This is a genomic window from Gemmiger formicilis (assembly GCF_024462815.1).
In the GTDB taxonomy this organism is placed as follows: domain Bacteria; phylum Bacillota; class Clostridia; order Oscillospirales; family Ruminococcaceae; genus Gemmiger.
Map to the genome: position 1 here is coordinate 106,507 of NZ_JANGCG010000005.1, position 17,200 is coordinate 123,706.

Consider the following 17,200-nt stretch of genomic DNA (forward strand, 5'->3'; position numbering starts at 1 on the left):
GTAACAGGTAAGCAGGCGGTTTGCAAGGGAAACGTTTCAAGCAGAAAATAAAAACGAAACAAAAACTGCGCCCCCGCAAAGGGACGCAGAAAAATCCGTAGGGGCGGGGCTCTGCTCCGCCCGGCAGATAGAGTTAATGGGAAGATTCGCCCTCGTCAGTCACCTTCGGTGACAGCTTTCCCCGGAGGGGGAAGGCTAATCGGCAGATGCCGCTTGCGGGAAACAACCGAGATCGGTGGGGTAAACGCCCTTACTCCCCTAAATGCCAGATGTCCTTGTCATACTCCGCAATCGTGCGGTCGCTGCTGAACATACCGGCCTTGGCAATGTTGATAATGCACTTTTTGCGCCAGCCCAGCGGGTCGCAGGCGTAGTCGCTCAGGGCCTGACCCTTGCGCACCACATAGGCGTTGAAGTCCGGCAGCGTCTGGAACCAGTCCTTCAAGACCAGCTCGTCATGCAGGCGGCGCAGGTTTTCCTCGCGGCCTGCTGCCAGCATCTCGGGGCTGACCAGGAAGTCAACCGCACGGCGGATGTTGGGGTCGCCTTCCACCCACTGCGCAGCGTTGTAATCGCCCATAGAGTAGCGGTGGATGACCTGGTCGGACGTCTGGCCGAAGATATAGATGTTGTCATTACCGACCTGCTGGCTGATTTCCACGTTGGCGCCGTCCATCGTGCCCAGCGTCAGCGCACCGTTCAGCATGAACTTCATATTGCCGGTGCCGGACGCTTCCTTGGAGGCTAGGGAAATCTGCTCGGACAAATCGCAGGCCGGGATGAGCTTCTCGGCAGCGGTGACGTTGTAGTTCTCCACAAAGACAACCTGCAGATACTTGGAGACAACCGGGTCGGCGGCAATGACCTTGGACAGGGTCAGCAACGCGTGGATGATGTCCTTGGCAATCGTGTACGCCGGGGCAGCCTTGGCACCGAAGATGCTGACCAGCGGCGTGGCGGGCAGATGCCCGGCCTTGATTTCGTAATACTGGTGGATGAGGTAGAGCAGATTCAGCTGCTGGCGCTTGTACTCATGCAGGCGCTTGGACTGAATGTCGAACATGGCGGCGGGGTCAACCGTAACGCCCTGCGTGTGCTGCAGCCAATCGGCCAGAGCCTGCTTGTTCTGCGCCTTGACGGCGGAAAACTCCTGCAGGACATCGACGTTTTCAGCATAGGGCAGCAGCTTTTCCAGCTCGGTGGCATCCTTGCGGAAGCCGGTGCCGATGAGCTTTTCAATCTCGGCGGTCAGCGCGGGGTCGCACTCCAGCAGCCAGCGGCGGAAGGTAATGCCATTTGTCTTATTGTTGAATTTTTCGGGGTACAGCTCATAGAAGCCGTGCAGCTCGGAATTCTTCAGAATCTCGGTATGGAGGTAGGCCACGCCGTTGGTGGAATGGGTGAAGTGGATATCCATATGCGCCATATGCACGCGGTTGTCCTTGTCAATGATGGCAAGGCTCTCGTCCGCGGTGCGGCTGCGGGCCAGCGTGTCCAGCTGCTCAATAATAGGCATCAGCTGCGGGACAACGGCATCCAGATAGGCGCGGGGCCACTTCTCCAGCGCCTCGGCCAGAATCGTGTGGTTGGTGTAGGCACAAGTCTTGGTGACGATTTCCACGGCCTCCTCAAAGGCAATGCCCTTCTCGCCCAGCAGGCGGATCAGCTCGGGAATGACCATGCTGGGGTGGGTGTCATTGATCTGGATGGCGGCATAGTCGGCCAGGTCATGGTAGTTGCAGCCGCGGGCGGCGCACTCGGCCAGAATCAGCTGAGCACCGGCGGAGACCATCAGATACTGCTGGTAGATGCGCAGACGGCGGCCTGCCTCATCGGAGTCATCCGGGTAGAGGAACAGCGTCAGGTTCTTGTCAATGGCGGTCTTGTCGAAGGTGATGCCGTCATGGACGATTGTCTCATCAATCGTGTCAAGGTCAAAGAGGTTCAGCGTATTGGTGCGGCCCTCATAGCCGGTGACAGCCAGCTTATACAGGCGGGCGTTGTAGGTCTTGCCGGCCAGCTCCACCGGGTAGACGGTGTCGGTCTTTTCTGCCCAGGAGTGGGCGGTCAGCCACGGGTCGGGCAACTCGTTCTGCACGCCGCCCTCAAAGGACTGGTGGAACAGGCCGAAGTGGTACCGCAGGCCCACGCCGTCACCAGGCAGGTTCAGCGTGGCAAGAGAGTCCAGAAAGCAGGCAGCCAGACGGCCCAGACCGCCGTTGCCGAGGCTCGGCTCCGGCTCGACCTCCTCAATGTCGGACAGGCTCTTGCCCGCGGCGGCCAGCGCCGTGCGGACATCGTCATAGAGCCCCAGATTGATGAGGTTATTGGACAGCAGCTTGCCGATGAGGAACTCGGCGCTGATATAGTAGAGCTTGCGGCCTGTGACAGGCTTGACGCGGGCAGCGCTCTGCTCCCGGACAAGGTCCAGCAGGGCAAGGTAGATTTCCTGATTGGTGCAGCCGGTCAGCGGTTTGCCGGTTCTGGCTTCCAGTACGGTGGTCATATTCATAAGAGCATCCCTCCATTTGGTAGCTTTGTTTGACTACACCTAGTTTATACCACACAAAACGCGCATTATGCTTGCAGAAATGCGCTGAATTATGGTACAATACTAGCAAATGAGGTGAAAACGATGCCGAAAGAGGAAAACTTGCGCGAAACAAAGCAGCACGGTGCTGCGTGGTTTCCGTTCAATATCTATCCCTGCACGATTCCGAAGGATTTTCCACAGGTGGCGCTGCACTGGCAGGACAGTATGGAGCTGGTGTTTGTCAAAAAAGGACGCGGAATCGTGCAGGCTGGGCTGACCAGCTACACGGCCGAGGCGGGCGAGATCTACATTTTTGCCCCCGGTGTGCTGCACGCGCTGCGCCAGCAGCCCGGCGAGGTGATGGAGTACGAAAATATCATTTTTGATCTGGAGCTGCTGGGCGGCGCGGGGGATGTCTGCGCCGAAAAATATCTGCTGCCCCTGCAAAGTGGGCGTCTGGCCCTGCCTCCACGTCTGACGCCGGATGATTGGGGCTACACGTGGGCGGTGCGCTGCCTGCACGCGGCGGAGGAATTCAACCGCCTGCAGGATGTGGGCTATGAACTCTGCATCAAGGGAGAACTGCTTCTCTTTCTGGCTTCGCTGGTGGGCCGTGACGGAGACCTGCCCCCCGCCGATACCCCCGACACCCGCCGCCTGAAAATCGTGGTGCAGCTGATCAACGAGCAGTATGCAAACGAACTGCACATGACCGATGCGGCCGCCGCCTGCGGGTGCAGCCCAAGCCATTTTATGCGGTGGTTCAAGAAAATGACCGGGCAGGGCTTTACTGAATATCTGAACGAGCACCGGCTGAACGCCGCCGCCGATGCCCTGCGCGGCAGCAGTGACACTGTGCTGGCGGTTGCCGAGCAATGTGGATTTGAGAATCTTTCCTATTTTAACCGCCTTTTCAAAAAGCGCTACGGTATGACGCCGAGAGAGTACCGTGCGAGAAAGTAAAACGTAAAAGCCCGGGACGCCCCGGGCTTTTACGCTGTCAGATATTCTTTTTGCTGTAATCCCGCGCACCGTAAATGGCGGTGCCCACGCGGACGATAGTCGCACCCTCCGCAATGGCAGCGGCATAATCGTGGCTCATACCCATCGAGAGAATGTCCATCTGCGCCCGGTCATAGTGCTGGGCATTGGCCTTGGCCAGCAGCTCCCGCATCTGTGCAAAAAAGCGGCGGGTCTCGGTATCGTCGGCATCGGCGGGCGGAATGGCCATCAGGCCGCGCAGCCGCAGATGCTCCCTGGCAGCGGCAGCCTCGAGCAGCGGAAACAGACTGTCTGCATCCACGCCGCTCTTGCTGGCCTCCTCGCCGATGTTGATTTCCACCAGAATGTCCTGCATAAGGCCGAGCCTTGCTGCAGCAGCATCAATCTTATCCAGCAGCCGCATGCTGTCCACGCTCTGAATCAGCGCGGCACGGCCTACCACTTTGTTTACCTTGTTAGTCTGCAGATGCCCGATGAAGTGCCCCGGCTTGCCGTTGTACGCCCCGGCATCGGTCTTTTCGACCAGCTCCTGCACGTGGTTTTCACCGAAGAGGTCAATCGGCAAATCGGCGCTGAAGCGCACTTCTTCCACGGTGCGGGTCTTGCAGGCGGCGCAGAGCTTTATCTCGGCGGGGTCACGGCCCGCGGCCTTTGCGGCGGCGGCCATCGTTTCGCGGATGTGGGCAACGGCCTCGGCCATCTGCTGCTGTTGTGCTTCGGGAATCATCGCACTTCCTCCTGACTGTAAACAGCGCGGGAACCGCCGATGAACGGCGGACGGGTGCGGGCGCAGAGCAGAATAGCCTGCCCGATGTGGTCGATGGACAGCCGCACCGGCACGGCCACGCGGCGTAGGTGCATACCAATGAGCGTGCCGCCGATATCCATGCCCGCGGCAGCCTGAATCTCCTCCACCAGAACCGGGTCATTGAAGGCGCGCCAGCAGTTTGTGGCCCAGCTGCCGCCTGCATGGGGCTGCGGAATGGCCGAGACAATCTGGTAGCCGTAGGCCTTGGCAACCTCACGCTCCAGCACAATGGCGCGGTTCAGATGCTCGCAGCACTGCGCGGCCAGATAGATGCCCTGTTCCTGCAGCGGCGGCATTACGCCCGCCAGCACGGCGGCGGCAGCCTCCATGCTGGAATCCTTGCCGATGTGCCCGCCCATAATCTCACTGCTGGAGCAGCCGACCACAAAAATATCCCCTGTTTCCAGGTGCGCAGCCTGCAGCAGCTCTTCCGTTGCCTGCTGTGCCTGTGCGGTAAGTTTTGCATAATCCATATACTAAGCCCCCTTGGTTCTATTATAGCAGGGGTGTCAAACTTGTCAAACAGTATTGCAAAATGTCGATGTATCTGATAAAATAGAAATACCACCCGAAAAATCGGGTGGCAGAGCACTGCACAAAACGGCAGGCGGTTCGGCTTTCACTTCCGAAAGGAGGTGAAGCAGATGCGTATTACGATTCATGTTGGCATCTTTACGGTGACAATCATCATCAAAAAGCGCAAGAACCGCCACCCGGCACGGTGACGGTTCTTAGTATAATGCTTAGAACATAAAACCGAAAAGCCGAACCGCTTGTCGCAGTGCTCTTTTCTATTTGTATTATAACTTCTTTACGTCAAATTGTCAAGCCGTTACATCCTCGAACTGGCTGTTGTACAAATCGGCGTAGAAGCCGCCCTGCTCGATCAGCTCGTCGTGGGTGCCCTGCTCCACAATATCGCCGTCGCGCATAACCAGAATCAGGTCAGCATCGCGGATGGTGGACAGGCGATGGGCAATGACAAAGCTGGTGCGGCCCTCCATCAGGCGGTCCATGGCCGTCTGGATGCGCTGCTCGGTGCGGGTGTCCACGCTGGAGGTCGCCTCGTCCAGAATCAGGATGCGGTTATCCGCCAGAATCGTGCGGGCAATCGTCAGCAGCTGCTTCTGACCCTGGCTTACGTTGGAAGCGTCCTCGTTCAGTTCCATCTGGTAGCCGCCGGGCAGCGTGCGGATAAAGTGGTCTGCATTGGCAGCCTTTGCGGCGGCGATAACCTCCTCATCGGTGGCGTCCAGTCGACCGTAGCGGATGTTTTCCATGATGGTGCCCTTGAACAGCCATGTATCCTGCAACACCATGCCGAAGCCCTCGCGCAGGGCGCAGCGGTCAAAGTCGCGGACGTTGTGGCCGTTCAGCGTGATGGAACCGCTGTCCACATCGTAGAAGCGCATGAGCAGCTTGACCATCGTGGTCTTGCCGGCGCCTGTGGGGCCGACGATAGCCACCTTCTGGCCGGGCTTGACATCGCAGCTGAAATTGTGAATAACTGTCTTTTCCTGCGTGTAGCCGAATTTGACATGGTCGAAGGTGACCTGACCGTCAATGTCGGCGGGGTTGGCGCGATGGGCCGGGTCAGCCTGCTGATCCTCCTCCGCTTCGTTCAGAAACTCAAAGACGCGTTCGGCGGCGGCAGCCATGCTCTGCAGCATATTAGATACCTGCGCCAGCTGCTGGATGGGCTGGGTAAAGTTCTTGACGTACTGGATAAAGGCCTGAATATCACCGATGGTGATGGTGCCCGCGGCGGCAAAGATGCTGCCCACAATGGCCACCGCCACATAGCCGAGGTTGCCCACAAAGTTCATGATGGGCTGCATCAGGCCGGACAGAAACTGGGATTTCCATGCGGATTCATAGAGTTTGTCATTGGCGGTGTTGAAATCCTGCAGCACGGCGGCCTCGCGGTTAAAGGCCTTGATGACGTTGTGGCCGGAGTAGACTTCCTCCACCTGGCCGTTGACAACACCCAGCGTGGCCTGCTGCGCCTTGAAGTACTTCTGGCTGAATTTGACAACCACCAGCACCAGCGCCAGCGATACCGGCAGAATCAGCAGGGCGATCAGCGTCATCTTCGGGCTGATGGAGAGCATCATAATCAGCACGCCAATCATCGTGGTGACGCTTGTGATGAGCTGGGTCACGCTCTGGTTCAGGCTCTGCCCCAGCGTGTCAACATCGTTGGTAATGCGGGAAAGCACCTCACCGACGGTGCGTTTTTCAAAGTAAGCAAGCGGCAGGCGGTTGATTTTTTTACTGATCTGGTCGCGGAAGTCATAGCAGACCTTCTGGGAAAGGCCGCTCATAATCCAGCCCTGTATAAAGCTGAACAGTGCGGAAAGCAGATACATGGCCAGCAGGAACAGCAGTACCTTGCCGATATAGGTAAAGTCGATGCCGCCGGTGCCGCGCAGCTTGGCAATCCAGCCTGTGGCCAGCGCGGTGGTGGCCTTTGCAAGGATTTTTGGCCCTGCAATGTTGAAAATGGTGGAAAGAATGGCAAATACAACAACCACGATGAGCGACAGCTTATACATGCTCATGGCGGTCAGCAGCTGACGCAGCGTGCCCTTGAAATCCTTGGCGCACTCGGTTGTGGGGCGTCCGGGTCTTGGCATATCACTCACCCTCCTTCTGCAGATTCAGTTCCTTCTGGCTCAGCTGGCTGCGGGCAATCTCCTGATATTCGGGGCAGCTCTCCATCAGCTGGGCGTGCGTGCCCTTGCCAATGATGCGGCCCTCATCCAGCACCAGAATCTGGTTGGCGTGCAGCACGGTGGAAATGCGCTGTGCCACAATAATGACCGTTGCGTTGTCGGTTTTCTCTTTCAAAGCGCGGCGCAGCGCTACATCGGTCTTGTAGTCCAGTGCCGAGAAGCTGTCATCAAACAGATAAATCTGCGGATGCTTGGCGATGGCGCGGGCAATCGAAAGGCGCTGCTTCTGACCGCCGGAAACGTTGCTGCCGCCCTGCGCAATGGTGCTTTCGTAGCCCTCGGGCTTGGCGGTGATAAACTCGGTCGCCTGCGCAATTTCAGCGGCCTCGCGGGCATCGGCATCGGTGATGTGGTCGCCGCCGAACTTCAGGTTGGAGGCAATCGTGCCGCTGAACAGCACACCCTTCTGGGGCACGTAGCCCAGCTGGTCATGCAGCTGCGCCTGCGGCAGGTCGCGCACATCCACGCCGTCAATCGTCACGCTGCCCTCGCTCACATCGTAGAAGCGCGGGATCAGGTTGAGCAGCGTGGACTTGCCGCAGCCGGTGGAGCCGATGATGGCCGTCGTCTCGCCGGGCTTTGCGGTAAAGCTGATGTGTTCCAGCGCATCCTCATCAGAGCCGGGATAGCGGAAGCTGACATCGTTGAAGGCAACCACACCCTTGGTGCCGTTCTGCGGCAGGGCCTTGGGCGCGGCGGGGTCGTGGATGGTGGCGGGGGTCTTAATGACCTCGTCGATACGGTCGGCGGCCACGCCAGCGCGGGGCAGCATAACGGCCACCATCGAGAGCATCAGGAAGGACATGACAATCTGCATCGTGTAGGTGATGAAGGCAATCATCTCGCCGACCTGCATCGTGCCAAGGTCCATCGCTTTGCCGCCGAACCAGACAATCAGCAGGCTGGTGCCGTTCATAATCAGGGTCATAAACGGCATCATGGCAACCATTGTGCGGTTGGTGAAGAGCTGGGTTTTCATCAGATCGGTATTGGCCTTGTCGAAGCGCTCTTCCTCAAAGCGCTCCCGGCTGAAGGCGCGGATGGGCATAATGCCGGTCAGGATTTCGCGGCTGACCAGGTTCAGGCGGTCAACCAGCGTCTGCATCTGCTTGAACTTCGGCAGGGCCACGTTCATCAGGAAGATAATCAGCACCAGCAGTGCGGCCACGGCCACAAAGATAATCCATTCCAGCCCGGTGTTGCCGCTGGCCACGTGCAGAATACCGCCAATGCCCAGAATGGGCGCGTAGGCCACCATGCGTAGCAGAATGACGCAGACGAACTGCACCTGCTGGATATCGTTGGTGGTGCGGGTAATCAGGGACGCGGTGGAGAATTTCTCAATCTCGGCATTGGAGTAGCCGACCACCGTGCTGAACACCTCGCGGCGCAAATCACGGCCAATCGAGGCCGACACGCGGGAGGCAATGAAGCCGACGGCGATGGCCACGGCCACCATCAGCAGCGTGAGGGCCAGCATCTCGCCGCCGGTGTGCAGCAGATAGCGCATCTGCACATCGTGGGCAATGCCCTGCGCGTCATATTCCAGCGCTACCAGCAGCATGGCCTGGCTGGAAAGGCTGTCGGCCACGCTCTCATCCAGCGAGGAAATGGCGCTGGCCAGCTGGGTCTGCAGCATCTCCCGCGCACCGGGGGCCTGTGCCATGGCGGAAAACTGGGTGGCCACGGCGTCAAGGTCATAGGTGGTGGGGGTCACAGTGTCGGTCGTGCCGGCCTGCTCGGAAGCATTCTCGGCGGCGGCCATATACAGGACAATGTCCGGCGTGGTGAAGGCGCTTTCCAGCTCTGTCATCGCGGTGTCCGCGTCAGAGCTCAGGGTGCGCAGGCCGTCGGCGTCCGGGGCGGAATACCACTGCTCGGCAAGGGCGGCGTCCTCCTCGGACATCAGCAGCTTCAGCGCCTGCAGGGTGGTGTCGCGGACGGTGCCGGGCACAGGGCTTTCAATGCCGCCCTGCTGGATGCCGACATCAACGATTTTGCTGGTGTAGTCGGGCAGGCTCAAATCGCAGTAGGCCTGCACAACCAGCAGCGCTACCACGGCAAGGCAGGCCGCCCAGTGCCGCCCCAGCTGTTTGAATATCTTTATCATTGCGGGGGTTCTCCCTTCTGTTTGGAATTTGCTTGCTCAAGGACGTCATTTTCCGCCTCAATGGCGGCTAAAAAGGCGTCTTTCACGGCAATCATCTGGGCCAGCTGCTCCGGCGTCAACCGCGCCATCACGCGGGAAAAATAAGCGTTGATGGCTTCCTCACACGCAAGGCGGGCGCGCTCTCCTTCCGGGGTGATGCGTACCAGCGTCTTGCGGCGGTCGCATGGGTCGGTCTCGCGGATGATGTGGCCGTCCTGCTCCATAAAGCGCAGCCCGCGGGAAACCGCCGGCATGGGCTGGTGCATAGCACGGGCCAGCACAGAGACATAGATAGCGCCGTCCTGCCCGTGCTGCTCAATCTGAAAATGCAGATTTTCCAGCATACCAAGGCGGCATTTGGGCGCACTGGCAAGGGCAGCGCGCATACCGCGTTTGCCCAAATCGCGCACACAGCCCACAAACCGGAGCATACCGCTCAAATCAGGGATTTCGGTGGATGACATTATACACCTCCTGTTAATAGTTATCAGGTGTTAATAATTGCAACGCGATAATAATACACCCTCCTGCACGGAAGTGCAAGAGGGTGCTGGTATGTTTTAAAAATTGTTCACAAAGTCAGTCCTGGACGCAGGCAATATTGGCCAGCGTTACGCCGCGGCAGAGGGCCAGCGGCAGCGTCACGGACGGCTTTTGAATTGTAATATCCTTGAACACAATGTCCTCGGTCTCGAAACCGGCCTTCTCAAAGCCGGAAATTTCAATCGGGGCAACCTCGTGCCGGGTACGGTCATGGTCAAGCATCTCGCCGGTCAGGGTCAGGCGCTCAAAGAAGCAGTGGCTGAACTTCGGCGGCTGGGCGGCGGGCTCACCGTCATCGTTGTAGCTGACGCTGTGCAGCATCACGCGGGGTGCGGTGCAGTCGCGCACGGTGACACCGCGCACATAGCCGCCGCGTTTGGGGGTGGCCTTGATTTCAATGCCGGACAGGGACTCCGCCAAATCGCAGTCCCAGATTTGCACATCCTCCACGCCACCGCTCATCTCGCTGCCGATGCAGATGCCGTGGCCACATTCGCTGCGGCAGTCAAACACCTTGATGTGTGCGCAGGGGCGGTTGATTTCGTTACCCTCGGGGTTTTTGCCGGACTTGATGGCCACTGCGTCATCGCCAGTGGAAAACTCGCTGGCAAACAGCGTGCAGTGGGTGGAGGAATCCGGGTCCCAGCCATCGCCGTTCCAGACGCCCTCCGAGACAAAGCGGCAGTGATCAGTCTGAATGTCATTGCAGTAAATCATATGGACATTCCACGAGGGGGCATTTTTCAGCGTCAGGCCGCTGATCCAGACGTTCTCGCAGTTGCTCAGGTTAATCAGCCGCGGGCGCACACGGCCCGGAATCGTGTCATGGTTCTCGCAACTCTTGACAAGCTCCTCATTATCGTCCAGAAAGCTCTTGATGCGGGCACGCTCGTCCTCAATGATTTTGCGGGCCAGCTCCTGCCCGCCGCCGCAGATGGTGCCTTTGCCGCGCAGGATGATATTGCGGCAGTTCGCACCGGTTTTGCTGTTCAAATCGCCCGCATTCAGCAGGCTGGAATAGCAGCGCATTTCGGTGCCTTCAAATCGGCTGGGAATGCGGGGCGCGTAATCGTGCAGATTGGTGGTGCCCTGCAGCACGGCCCCCTTGGCCAGATAGATTTCCAGATCGCTGTGCAGCCGCAGTGCGCCGGTCAGGAAATTGCCCGCAGGCACGTACAGGATATCGTCCGCGCCGCAGTCATTGATGGCCCGCTGCAGATTGTCGGTGTTCAGGATGCTGCCGTCGCCCCTGCAGAAATAGGGCGCCTCAGTAATGTCGATACGGCGCTTCTCATGCCCGAACTGCAGCGTGGCGGTGCCCACGCAGTAGCTGCCGCTGACGACGTCCACCCGGAAGGCACTGCCGTAGCTGAGCCCCTCGATGGTGAAATGGGTCTTGTCGGTGCGGCCGATGACCTCACCGTTCAGCGAAACCGTATATTCCGCCCCGGCCGGTGCCGCGGCGGGCTTGTTCCAGTACAGCACCGCGTAATCCTCGGTGCAGCGTATATTCAAATTGCCTTGTTTCATTGGTAACGTCCTTTTTTTATTGCAAGTGGGAAGGTGCTTTCTTACATATTGTACCACAGCCTGCCGGTTTATCCAATACATAGGGGTGACAAAATCAACCGGCAGAAAGGCGGTATGTTTTTACATTTTGTAAGGTTGACAAACGGCGCTGTGCTGTTTGTAATCATATAAGAATGGTAGGGAAATAGAAAATAGAGGAAGCGTATATGGTAAACCAGTTTTCGCGCACACAATTACTGCTTGGCAAGGAGGGTATGGAGCGGCTGTTCCACGCCCGCGTGGCAGTGTTCGGCACCGAGCTGCGCAAGCGCGGCGTAAAGAGCCTGAAGGTGGTCTATTCCAAGGAAAAGGCGCTGACGCCGATTGACGATATGACCATCAGCTGCCGCACCCATTGTATCTGCCTGCCCGGCACGGCCCGCAAGTGCACCCAGCGCCGCCAGGTGCCCGGCAGCAACGCCTATGTCCCCGCTGTGGCCGGGCTTATCTGCGCCGGTGAGGTTATCAACGATATTGCGCTGAACCGCATCTGATACTACTTCCCTTCCCCGCCAACCGGCGGGGATTTTGCTTTTATGTGGAATGTATGGTACAATAGTCCTATTCTATAAAGGAAGGAGCCGCCGAATGGACAAAACCGCCTTTGAAGCTGCCCATATGGCGGCGCTGAACCCCCAGCAGCGGGCCGCGGTGGAGGCCGTCAACGGCCCGGTGCTGCTGCTGGCGGTGCCGGGCAGTGGCAAAACTACCGTGCTGATTACCCGGCTGGGCTATATGACCCGGGTCTGCGGCATCGAGCCGGAGAGCATCCTGACAATGACCTACACCACGGCTGCCACCTATGAAATGCGCAGCCGCTTTGCCGCAAAATTCGGGGCGGAGCTGGCGGCGCGGATGGAGTTCCGCACCATAAACGGCGTGGCGGCGCGGATTATTGCGCTGTACAGCCGTATGTACGGCCGCACCCCGCCCGAGCTTTTGCGCAACGAGAGCGACACAACCCCGCTGCTGACGCAGCTCTGCCAGGACATCAACCATGAGTACCCCGCCGAGAGCACCCTAAAGGATTTGCGCACGGCCATCACCTACATCAAAAATATGTGCCTGCCCGATGCCGAGCTGGACGCGCTGGAAACCGATGTTGAGAACCTGCCGGAACTCTACCGCGGGTACCAGCGCGTCCTAAAGGCCCAACGCCGGATGGACTACGATGACCAGCTCTGCTTTGCACTGCAAATCCTGCGTGCTGCGCCCGCCGTGGCAGCGGCCTTCCGCAAGCGGTACCGGTATTTCTGCGTGGACGAGGCACAGGACACCTCCAAGGTGCAGCATGAAATTATCCGCGTACTGGCGCAGGAAAGCGGCAACCTCTTTATGGTCGGCGATGAGGACCAGAGCATCTACGGCTTCCGCGCCGCCTACCCGCAGGCACTGATGGACTTTGAAAAGACCTACCCCGGCGCACAGATTTTGCTTATGACTGAAAACTACCGTTCGCGGGAGCCGATTCTGGCGGCGGCCAACCATTTTGTGGTCCGCAACCGCTACCGCCGCCCCAAGACCATCACGCCGACGCAGGGCAAGGGTGAGCCGTTGCAGATTGTATCCGTGCTGCGCCGCGCCGACCAGCTGCCGTTTTTGTTCGAGACAGCGCAGAATTGCGTAACCGAGACGGCGGTGCTGTTCCGCAACCATGAAAGTGCTTTGCCCCTCATCGACCTGTGCGAGCGCCGCGGCGTGCCCTACGCCTGCAAGGCGGTGGACCAGACCTTTTTCACCAACAAGATTGTGCGGGATGTGACCGACATCTTTATGCTGGCCGCACACCCCGAAAACGCGGATGTTTTTCTGCGGTGCTACTTCAAATTTGGTGTGCCGGTCACCCGCCAGCAGGCGCTGTATGCGGCCAGTCAAGCGCGGCAGTATGGGCAGGGCTGCTGGACGGCGCTGCTGAATGAGGACAGCATCCGCCCGCGCACCCGCGCCGCCATGGCTGATGTGGCCCACGGGCTGGCCCGCCTGCCCCATATGGCAGCCAATGACGCGGTGCGCTTTGTGGCTGACGAGCTGGGCTACGGAAAATATCTGGACAAAAACGGCATGGACCGCACCAAACTGGCTGTGCTGGAAATGCTGGGCGCACAGGAGCCGAGCCCCCGCGCCCTTTTGAAGCGGCTGGAAGCATTGCGGCAGCTTGTGCAGAACCATGTGACGCCGCCGGGATGCAAATTTATCCTGTCTACGATACATTCTGCCAAGGGGCTGGAATATGACCGGGTGATTCTGCTGGATGTGCTGGATGGCATTCTGCCCGCCAAGCCGGAACTGAGCTGCCGCACGCCCGCCGAAACCCAGCAGTATGAGGAGGACCGGCGGCTGTTTTACGTGGCTATGACCCGCGCACGGGAGCAGCTGGTGCTGTTTGACTGCGCGGTTGAACCGTCCGGCTTTGTCGGCGAGGTACTCTCCCAGCTGCCAGGGCACCGCCGCCGGCAGGAGGTGGAGCCCGCGGGCCACCGCCCTGCCCCGCCGCCGGTGCGCAAGCCGCTGCCGCCGATAGACATTGCCGCCATCACCGAGGTTGGCGCCCATGTGCGCCATGCGGTGTTTGGCTCCGGCACGGTGGAAAGCGTCAGCGGCCCCCGCGTAACCGTGCGTTTTGCCGCAGGTGTGCGCACGCTGGACGCGGGCGTTGTGGCAGAACGACATCTGATGTGGAAAGAATGAGGTTACTTCATGAAAAAAATATTGCTCCTTGCCACCGGTGGCACGATTGCAAGCCGCCCCACCGCAGCGGGCGGGCTGGCCCCGGCTATCTCATCGGAGGAGCTGCTGGCCTGCGTGCCCGAGCTGGCCGATTTGTGCAGTGTGGACGCGGTGCAGCTCTTTAATCTGGACTCTACCAATGTCGGCCCGGCGCAGTGGCAGAGCATCGTGGCCTGCATCCGGGAAAATTACAGTGCCTACGATGGTTTTGTGATTGCCCACGGCACCGATACGATGGCCTACACCGCCGCCGCTCTGAGCTATATGGTGCAGAACAGCGCCAAGCCTGTGGTGCTGACCGGGAGCCAGAAGTCCATCTACAACCGCGACACGGACGCCCGCAACAATCTGTACCGCGCCTTTGTCTACGCGGTCAGTGACGGCGCGTGGGGCGTGCAGCTGGTGTTTGACAACAAGGTGATTCTGGGCACCCGCGCCCGCAAGACCCGCACCCGCAGCTTCAATGCGTTTTCCAGCATTGACTACCCGGAGACGGCGGTTTTCCGGGACACGCGGCTCATCCCCTTCCTGCGCTGCCCGGCAGAGCTGCCGCCGGTGCAGTTCTATGAAAAGCTCGACCCATCGGTCTTTGTGCTGCGCCTTGTGCCGGGGATGCGGGCCGACATCATCCCGATGCTGGCCCCGCACTACCGTGCGCTTGTTCTGGAGAGCTTCGGCGTCGGCGGCCTGCCGGGCGGTGAGCATGGTGCTATGTTTGCCGAGCTGCGCCGCTGGTGTGAAAGTGGTCGGCTGGCGGTTTTCACCACGCAGGTCCCGCACGAGGGCTGCGACCTTGCTGTGTATGAGGTGGGCCGCGCCGTGGGCGAGCTGCCCGGCGTGCTGGAGGCCCGCGATATGACCCCCGAGGCCGTGGCCGTCAAGCTGATGTGGGCGCTTGGCCAGACCACCGACCGCACCGAGGCCATGCGCCTGTTTGAAACGCCGGTGGAGATGGACAGTATATGATTTTGGGGGCTACACGGTAGGGGGGGGGCGTTGCCCCCCCCGGGGGGTTGCCTGCAATAATGTTGTAAAAAAACAGCAGCCGCACGATGAAAATCGTGCGGCTGCTGTTTTTTGCTTATTTCAGCACTTCCACGGCGCAGGCGCCATAGCGGCCCAGCGTAACCTCGCCGCTGACGGACTTGCCGGTCAGCAGGTCAAGGCCTGCGGGAACGGTGACGGTCTTGTCCGTCTCGGTGGTGTTGAGGTAGAAGTGGTACACTGCGCGCTCGTCCTCGCGGCAGTGGTACTCCACACCGTCGGGCAGGGTCTGCATCGTGCAGCCTGCCTGTTCCATGGCGGCGCGGAACACCTTGGCGTTGCCTGCGGCGTCCATGCGGGCGGCGATATAGTAGGCTGTGCCCTTGCCGAAGGCGTGGCGGGTGGCAACGGCGTGATCCTTATAGAAATCCTCGCCGTAGGTGGCCAGCACCTCGGTGGAGTCGGCTGTTTCCAGCAGCTCGCAGTAATCCTGAATGTCGGCGCGGCTGCCATCGGCAAAGATGGCGGTGTTTTTCTCCCCGGGATACAGCGTGTCGAGCTCGGTGGCGGTTATGCCGAAAACCTCCCGCAGGCCGTCCCCGGGGAGGCCGCCCAGCCATGCCAGTGTGGCATCGTTGACATAGCCCAGCAGGTAGGTGCCAATGACCACACCGCCATTTTCAACGTATTGACGGATTTTATCGCCAAAGCCCGGCTTGACCATATAGAGCATCGGCAGCACCACGAGCTTGTACCGGTCGAGGGATTCCTCCACGCCGATGACGTCGGCATCCACGCCGCAGCGGCCCAGCTGCTCATGCAGGGCGCAGGCGGTCTCGCGCAGATTCTTCTGCTTGATCTGCATACCCCAGGCATCCTCCAGCGCCCAGCGGCTGTCCCAGTCAAAAATCAGGGCGGCTTCTGCGCGGGGCAGGCTGCCGATTACCGGCGTCAGCGCGTTGAGCGCGGCATTTGTGTCGGTCACATCTTTAAAGACGCGGGTGTCATCGCGACCATCGTGGTCTACCACCGCGCCGTGCCACTGCTCAGTGCCGCCGCGGCCCTTGCGCCACTGGAAATACTGCACGCCGTCACCACCGCAGGCCACCGTTTGCAGGCCCTGCAGGCGGTTGACGCCTGGGCGTTTGAGCTTGTTGTAGTCATGCCAGTTGACAAGGCTCGGAGTGCTCTCCATCGTGAAGAAGGGGACATCCCGCTTGCAGCCGCGAATCAGCGCGTGGTCGAACGCCGTCATGGCAAAGGTGGTGGTGATGCTGCGGTCGGGGCGGCCCCAGTGGGGGTAGCTGTCCCAGCTGACAAAATCCAGCTCTTTCTGCAGCACGTGATAGTCAAGCCCGGGGAAATACTCCATCAGATTGGTGGTGATGGGCACATTCGGGGTCAGCTTGCGCAGCAGGGCCGTCTCGTTGTGGACGTAGTCGGTCATATTCCATGTGGTAAAGCGCCGCCAGTCCAGCTTCAGGCCCAGCAGGCTCTGCTCGCCGTTCTCAAACGGCGGGTCAATCTCGTCAAAATCATTGTAGTGGTGGCTCCAGAAGCCAGTCCACCACGCGTGGTTCAGATTGTCGATGGTCTTGTACTTCTCGCGCAGCCATACGCGGAAGCGCTCCTGACAGCGGGGGCAGTAGCAGTCGCCGCCCAGCTCGTTGGAGATGTGCCACAGAATCAGCCCCGGGTGGTCACCGACAGCCTCGACGAGCTTTTCAATGATGAGACGGACTTTTTCGCGGTAGACAGGGCTGCTGGGGCAGGCGTTGTGCCGCATACCCTGATGGTCGGTCACACCGTTGGCCTGCACGCGCAGAATCTCCGGGTACTTGCGGGCCATCCAGTTCGGTTTGGCGCCGCAGGGGGTGGCCAGCTCGGTGTAGATGCCCGCTGCATACAGGCGGTCCATCGTCTCGCGAAGCCAGGTGAAATCATACTCTCCCTCGCGCGGCTCGTACTTAGCCCAAGCAAAAACGCCCAGCGTGGCGGTGTTCACGCCGGCCTTTTTCATCATCTCGATGTCCTTTTCCAGGATATCCGGCCGGTCAAGCCACTGGTCGGGGTTGTAGTCCCCGCCGCGCATCAGGATGGGGGCCTTGGTGATTGTTTTCATAGATAAACCTTTCCTTTATTCCAGAAAA

At 59.7% G+C, this 17,200-nt stretch carries 11 protein-coding genes and 1 pseudogene; 4 read left to right on the plus strand and 8 right to left on the minus strand.

The features are described 5' to 3' along the window. Positions 1 to 250: 250 nt before the first annotated feature. Entirely contained in the window at positions 251 to 2,512 is a 2,262-nt protein-coding gene (locus tag NE623_RS06295; RefSeq protein WP_256271895.1) for a glycogen/starch/alpha-glucan phosphorylase, read from the minus strand. Positions 2,513 to 2,635: 123 nt separating this feature from the next. Here NE623_RS06295 and NE623_RS06300 point away from each other — a divergent pair, with 123 nt between their 5' ends. After that, positions 2,636 to 3,496: an AraC family transcriptional regulator gene (locus NE623_RS06300; protein ID WP_256271894.1), complete on the plus strand. Its 861-nt coding sequence runs from the start codon at positions 2,636 to 2,638 to the stop codon at positions 3,494 to 3,496. 37 nt (positions 3,497 to 3,533) lie between these two features. Here NE623_RS06300 and NE623_RS06305 read toward each other — a convergent pair whose 3' ends face one another. The 6 genes from NE623_RS06305 to NE623_RS06330 all read right to left on the minus strand — a co-directional run bounded on the left by NE623_RS06305 (position 3,534) and on the right by NE623_RS06330 (position 11,300). Next, positions 3,534 to 4,262 carry a YggS family pyridoxal phosphate-dependent enzyme gene (locus tag NE623_RS06305; RefSeq protein ID WP_256271893.1) on the minus strand — a complete coding sequence of 243 codons (729 nt, stop codon included), beginning with the start codon at positions 4,260 to 4,262 and terminating at the stop codon, positions 3,534 to 3,536. Then, positions 4,259 to 4,816 (minus strand): TIGR01440 family protein, encoded by a 558-nt coding sequence (locus NE623_RS06310; protein WP_256271892.1) that lies wholly within the window; start codon positions 4,814 to 4,816, stop codon positions 4,259 to 4,261. The genes NE623_RS06305 and NE623_RS06310 overlap by 4 nt, the downstream gene beginning before the upstream one ends. Positions 4,817 to 5,167: 351 nt before the next feature. Continuing rightward, a complete protein-coding gene (locus tag NE623_RS06315; RefSeq protein ID WP_256271891.1) occupies positions 5,168 to 6,979 on the minus strand; it encodes an ABC transporter ATP-binding protein in 1,812 nt (603 codons plus the stop codon). A 1-nt stretch (position 6,980) separates the two neighbouring features. After that, the gene (locus NE623_RS06320) at positions 6,981 to 9,188 is read right to left on the minus strand and encodes an ABC transporter ATP-binding protein (protein ID WP_256271890.1); all 2,208 of its coding nucleotides are present in this window, start codon (positions 9,186 to 9,188) and stop codon (positions 6,981 to 6,983) included. Next, the gene (locus NE623_RS06325) at positions 9,185 to 9,691 is read right to left on the minus strand and encodes a MarR family winged helix-turn-helix transcriptional regulator (RefSeq protein WP_256271889.1); all 507 of its coding nucleotides are present in this window, start codon (positions 9,689 to 9,691) and stop codon (positions 9,185 to 9,187) included. Before NE623_RS06325 ends, NE623_RS06320 begins: the two co-directional genes overlap by 4 nt. A 115-nt stretch (positions 9,692 to 9,806) precedes the next feature. After that, on the minus strand, positions 9,807 to 11,300 hold the full coding sequence (locus NE623_RS06330; protein WP_256271888.1) for a glycoside hydrolase family 28 protein: 1,494 nt from the start codon (positions 11,298 to 11,300) through the stop codon (positions 9,807 to 9,809). 284 nt (positions 11,301 to 11,584) lie between these two features. Here NE623_RS06330 and NE623_RS06335 point away from each other — a divergent pair. The 3 genes and pseudogenes from NE623_RS06335 to NE623_RS06345 form a co-directional block, all read left to right on the plus strand. Then, positions 11,585 to 11,833 (plus strand): annotated as a pseudogene (locus tag NE623_RS06335) (tRNA threonylcarbamoyladenosine dehydratase); the annotation flags it as partial. A gap of 94 nt (positions 11,834 to 11,927) precedes the next feature. Then, positions 11,928 to 14,027: an ATP-dependent helicase gene (locus tag NE623_RS06340; RefSeq protein ID WP_256271887.1), complete on the plus strand. Its 2,100-nt coding sequence runs from the start codon at positions 11,928 to 11,930 to the stop codon at positions 14,025 to 14,027. 9 nt (positions 14,028 to 14,036) lie between these two features. Then, positions 14,037 to 15,032, plus strand: coding sequence for an asparaginase (locus tag NE623_RS06345; protein ID WP_256271886.1), 996 nt, complete (start codon positions 14,037 to 14,039; stop codon positions 15,030 to 15,032). A 115-nt stretch (positions 15,033 to 15,147) separates the two neighbouring features. On the opposite strand, the gene NE623_RS06350 is transcribed toward NE623_RS06345, so the two are convergent. Further along, on the minus strand, positions 15,148 to 17,172 hold the full coding sequence (locus NE623_RS06350; protein ID WP_256271885.1) for a beta-galactosidase: 2,025 nt from the start codon (positions 17,170 to 17,172) through the stop codon (positions 15,148 to 15,150). Positions 17,173 to 17,200 lie beyond the last annotated feature (28 nt).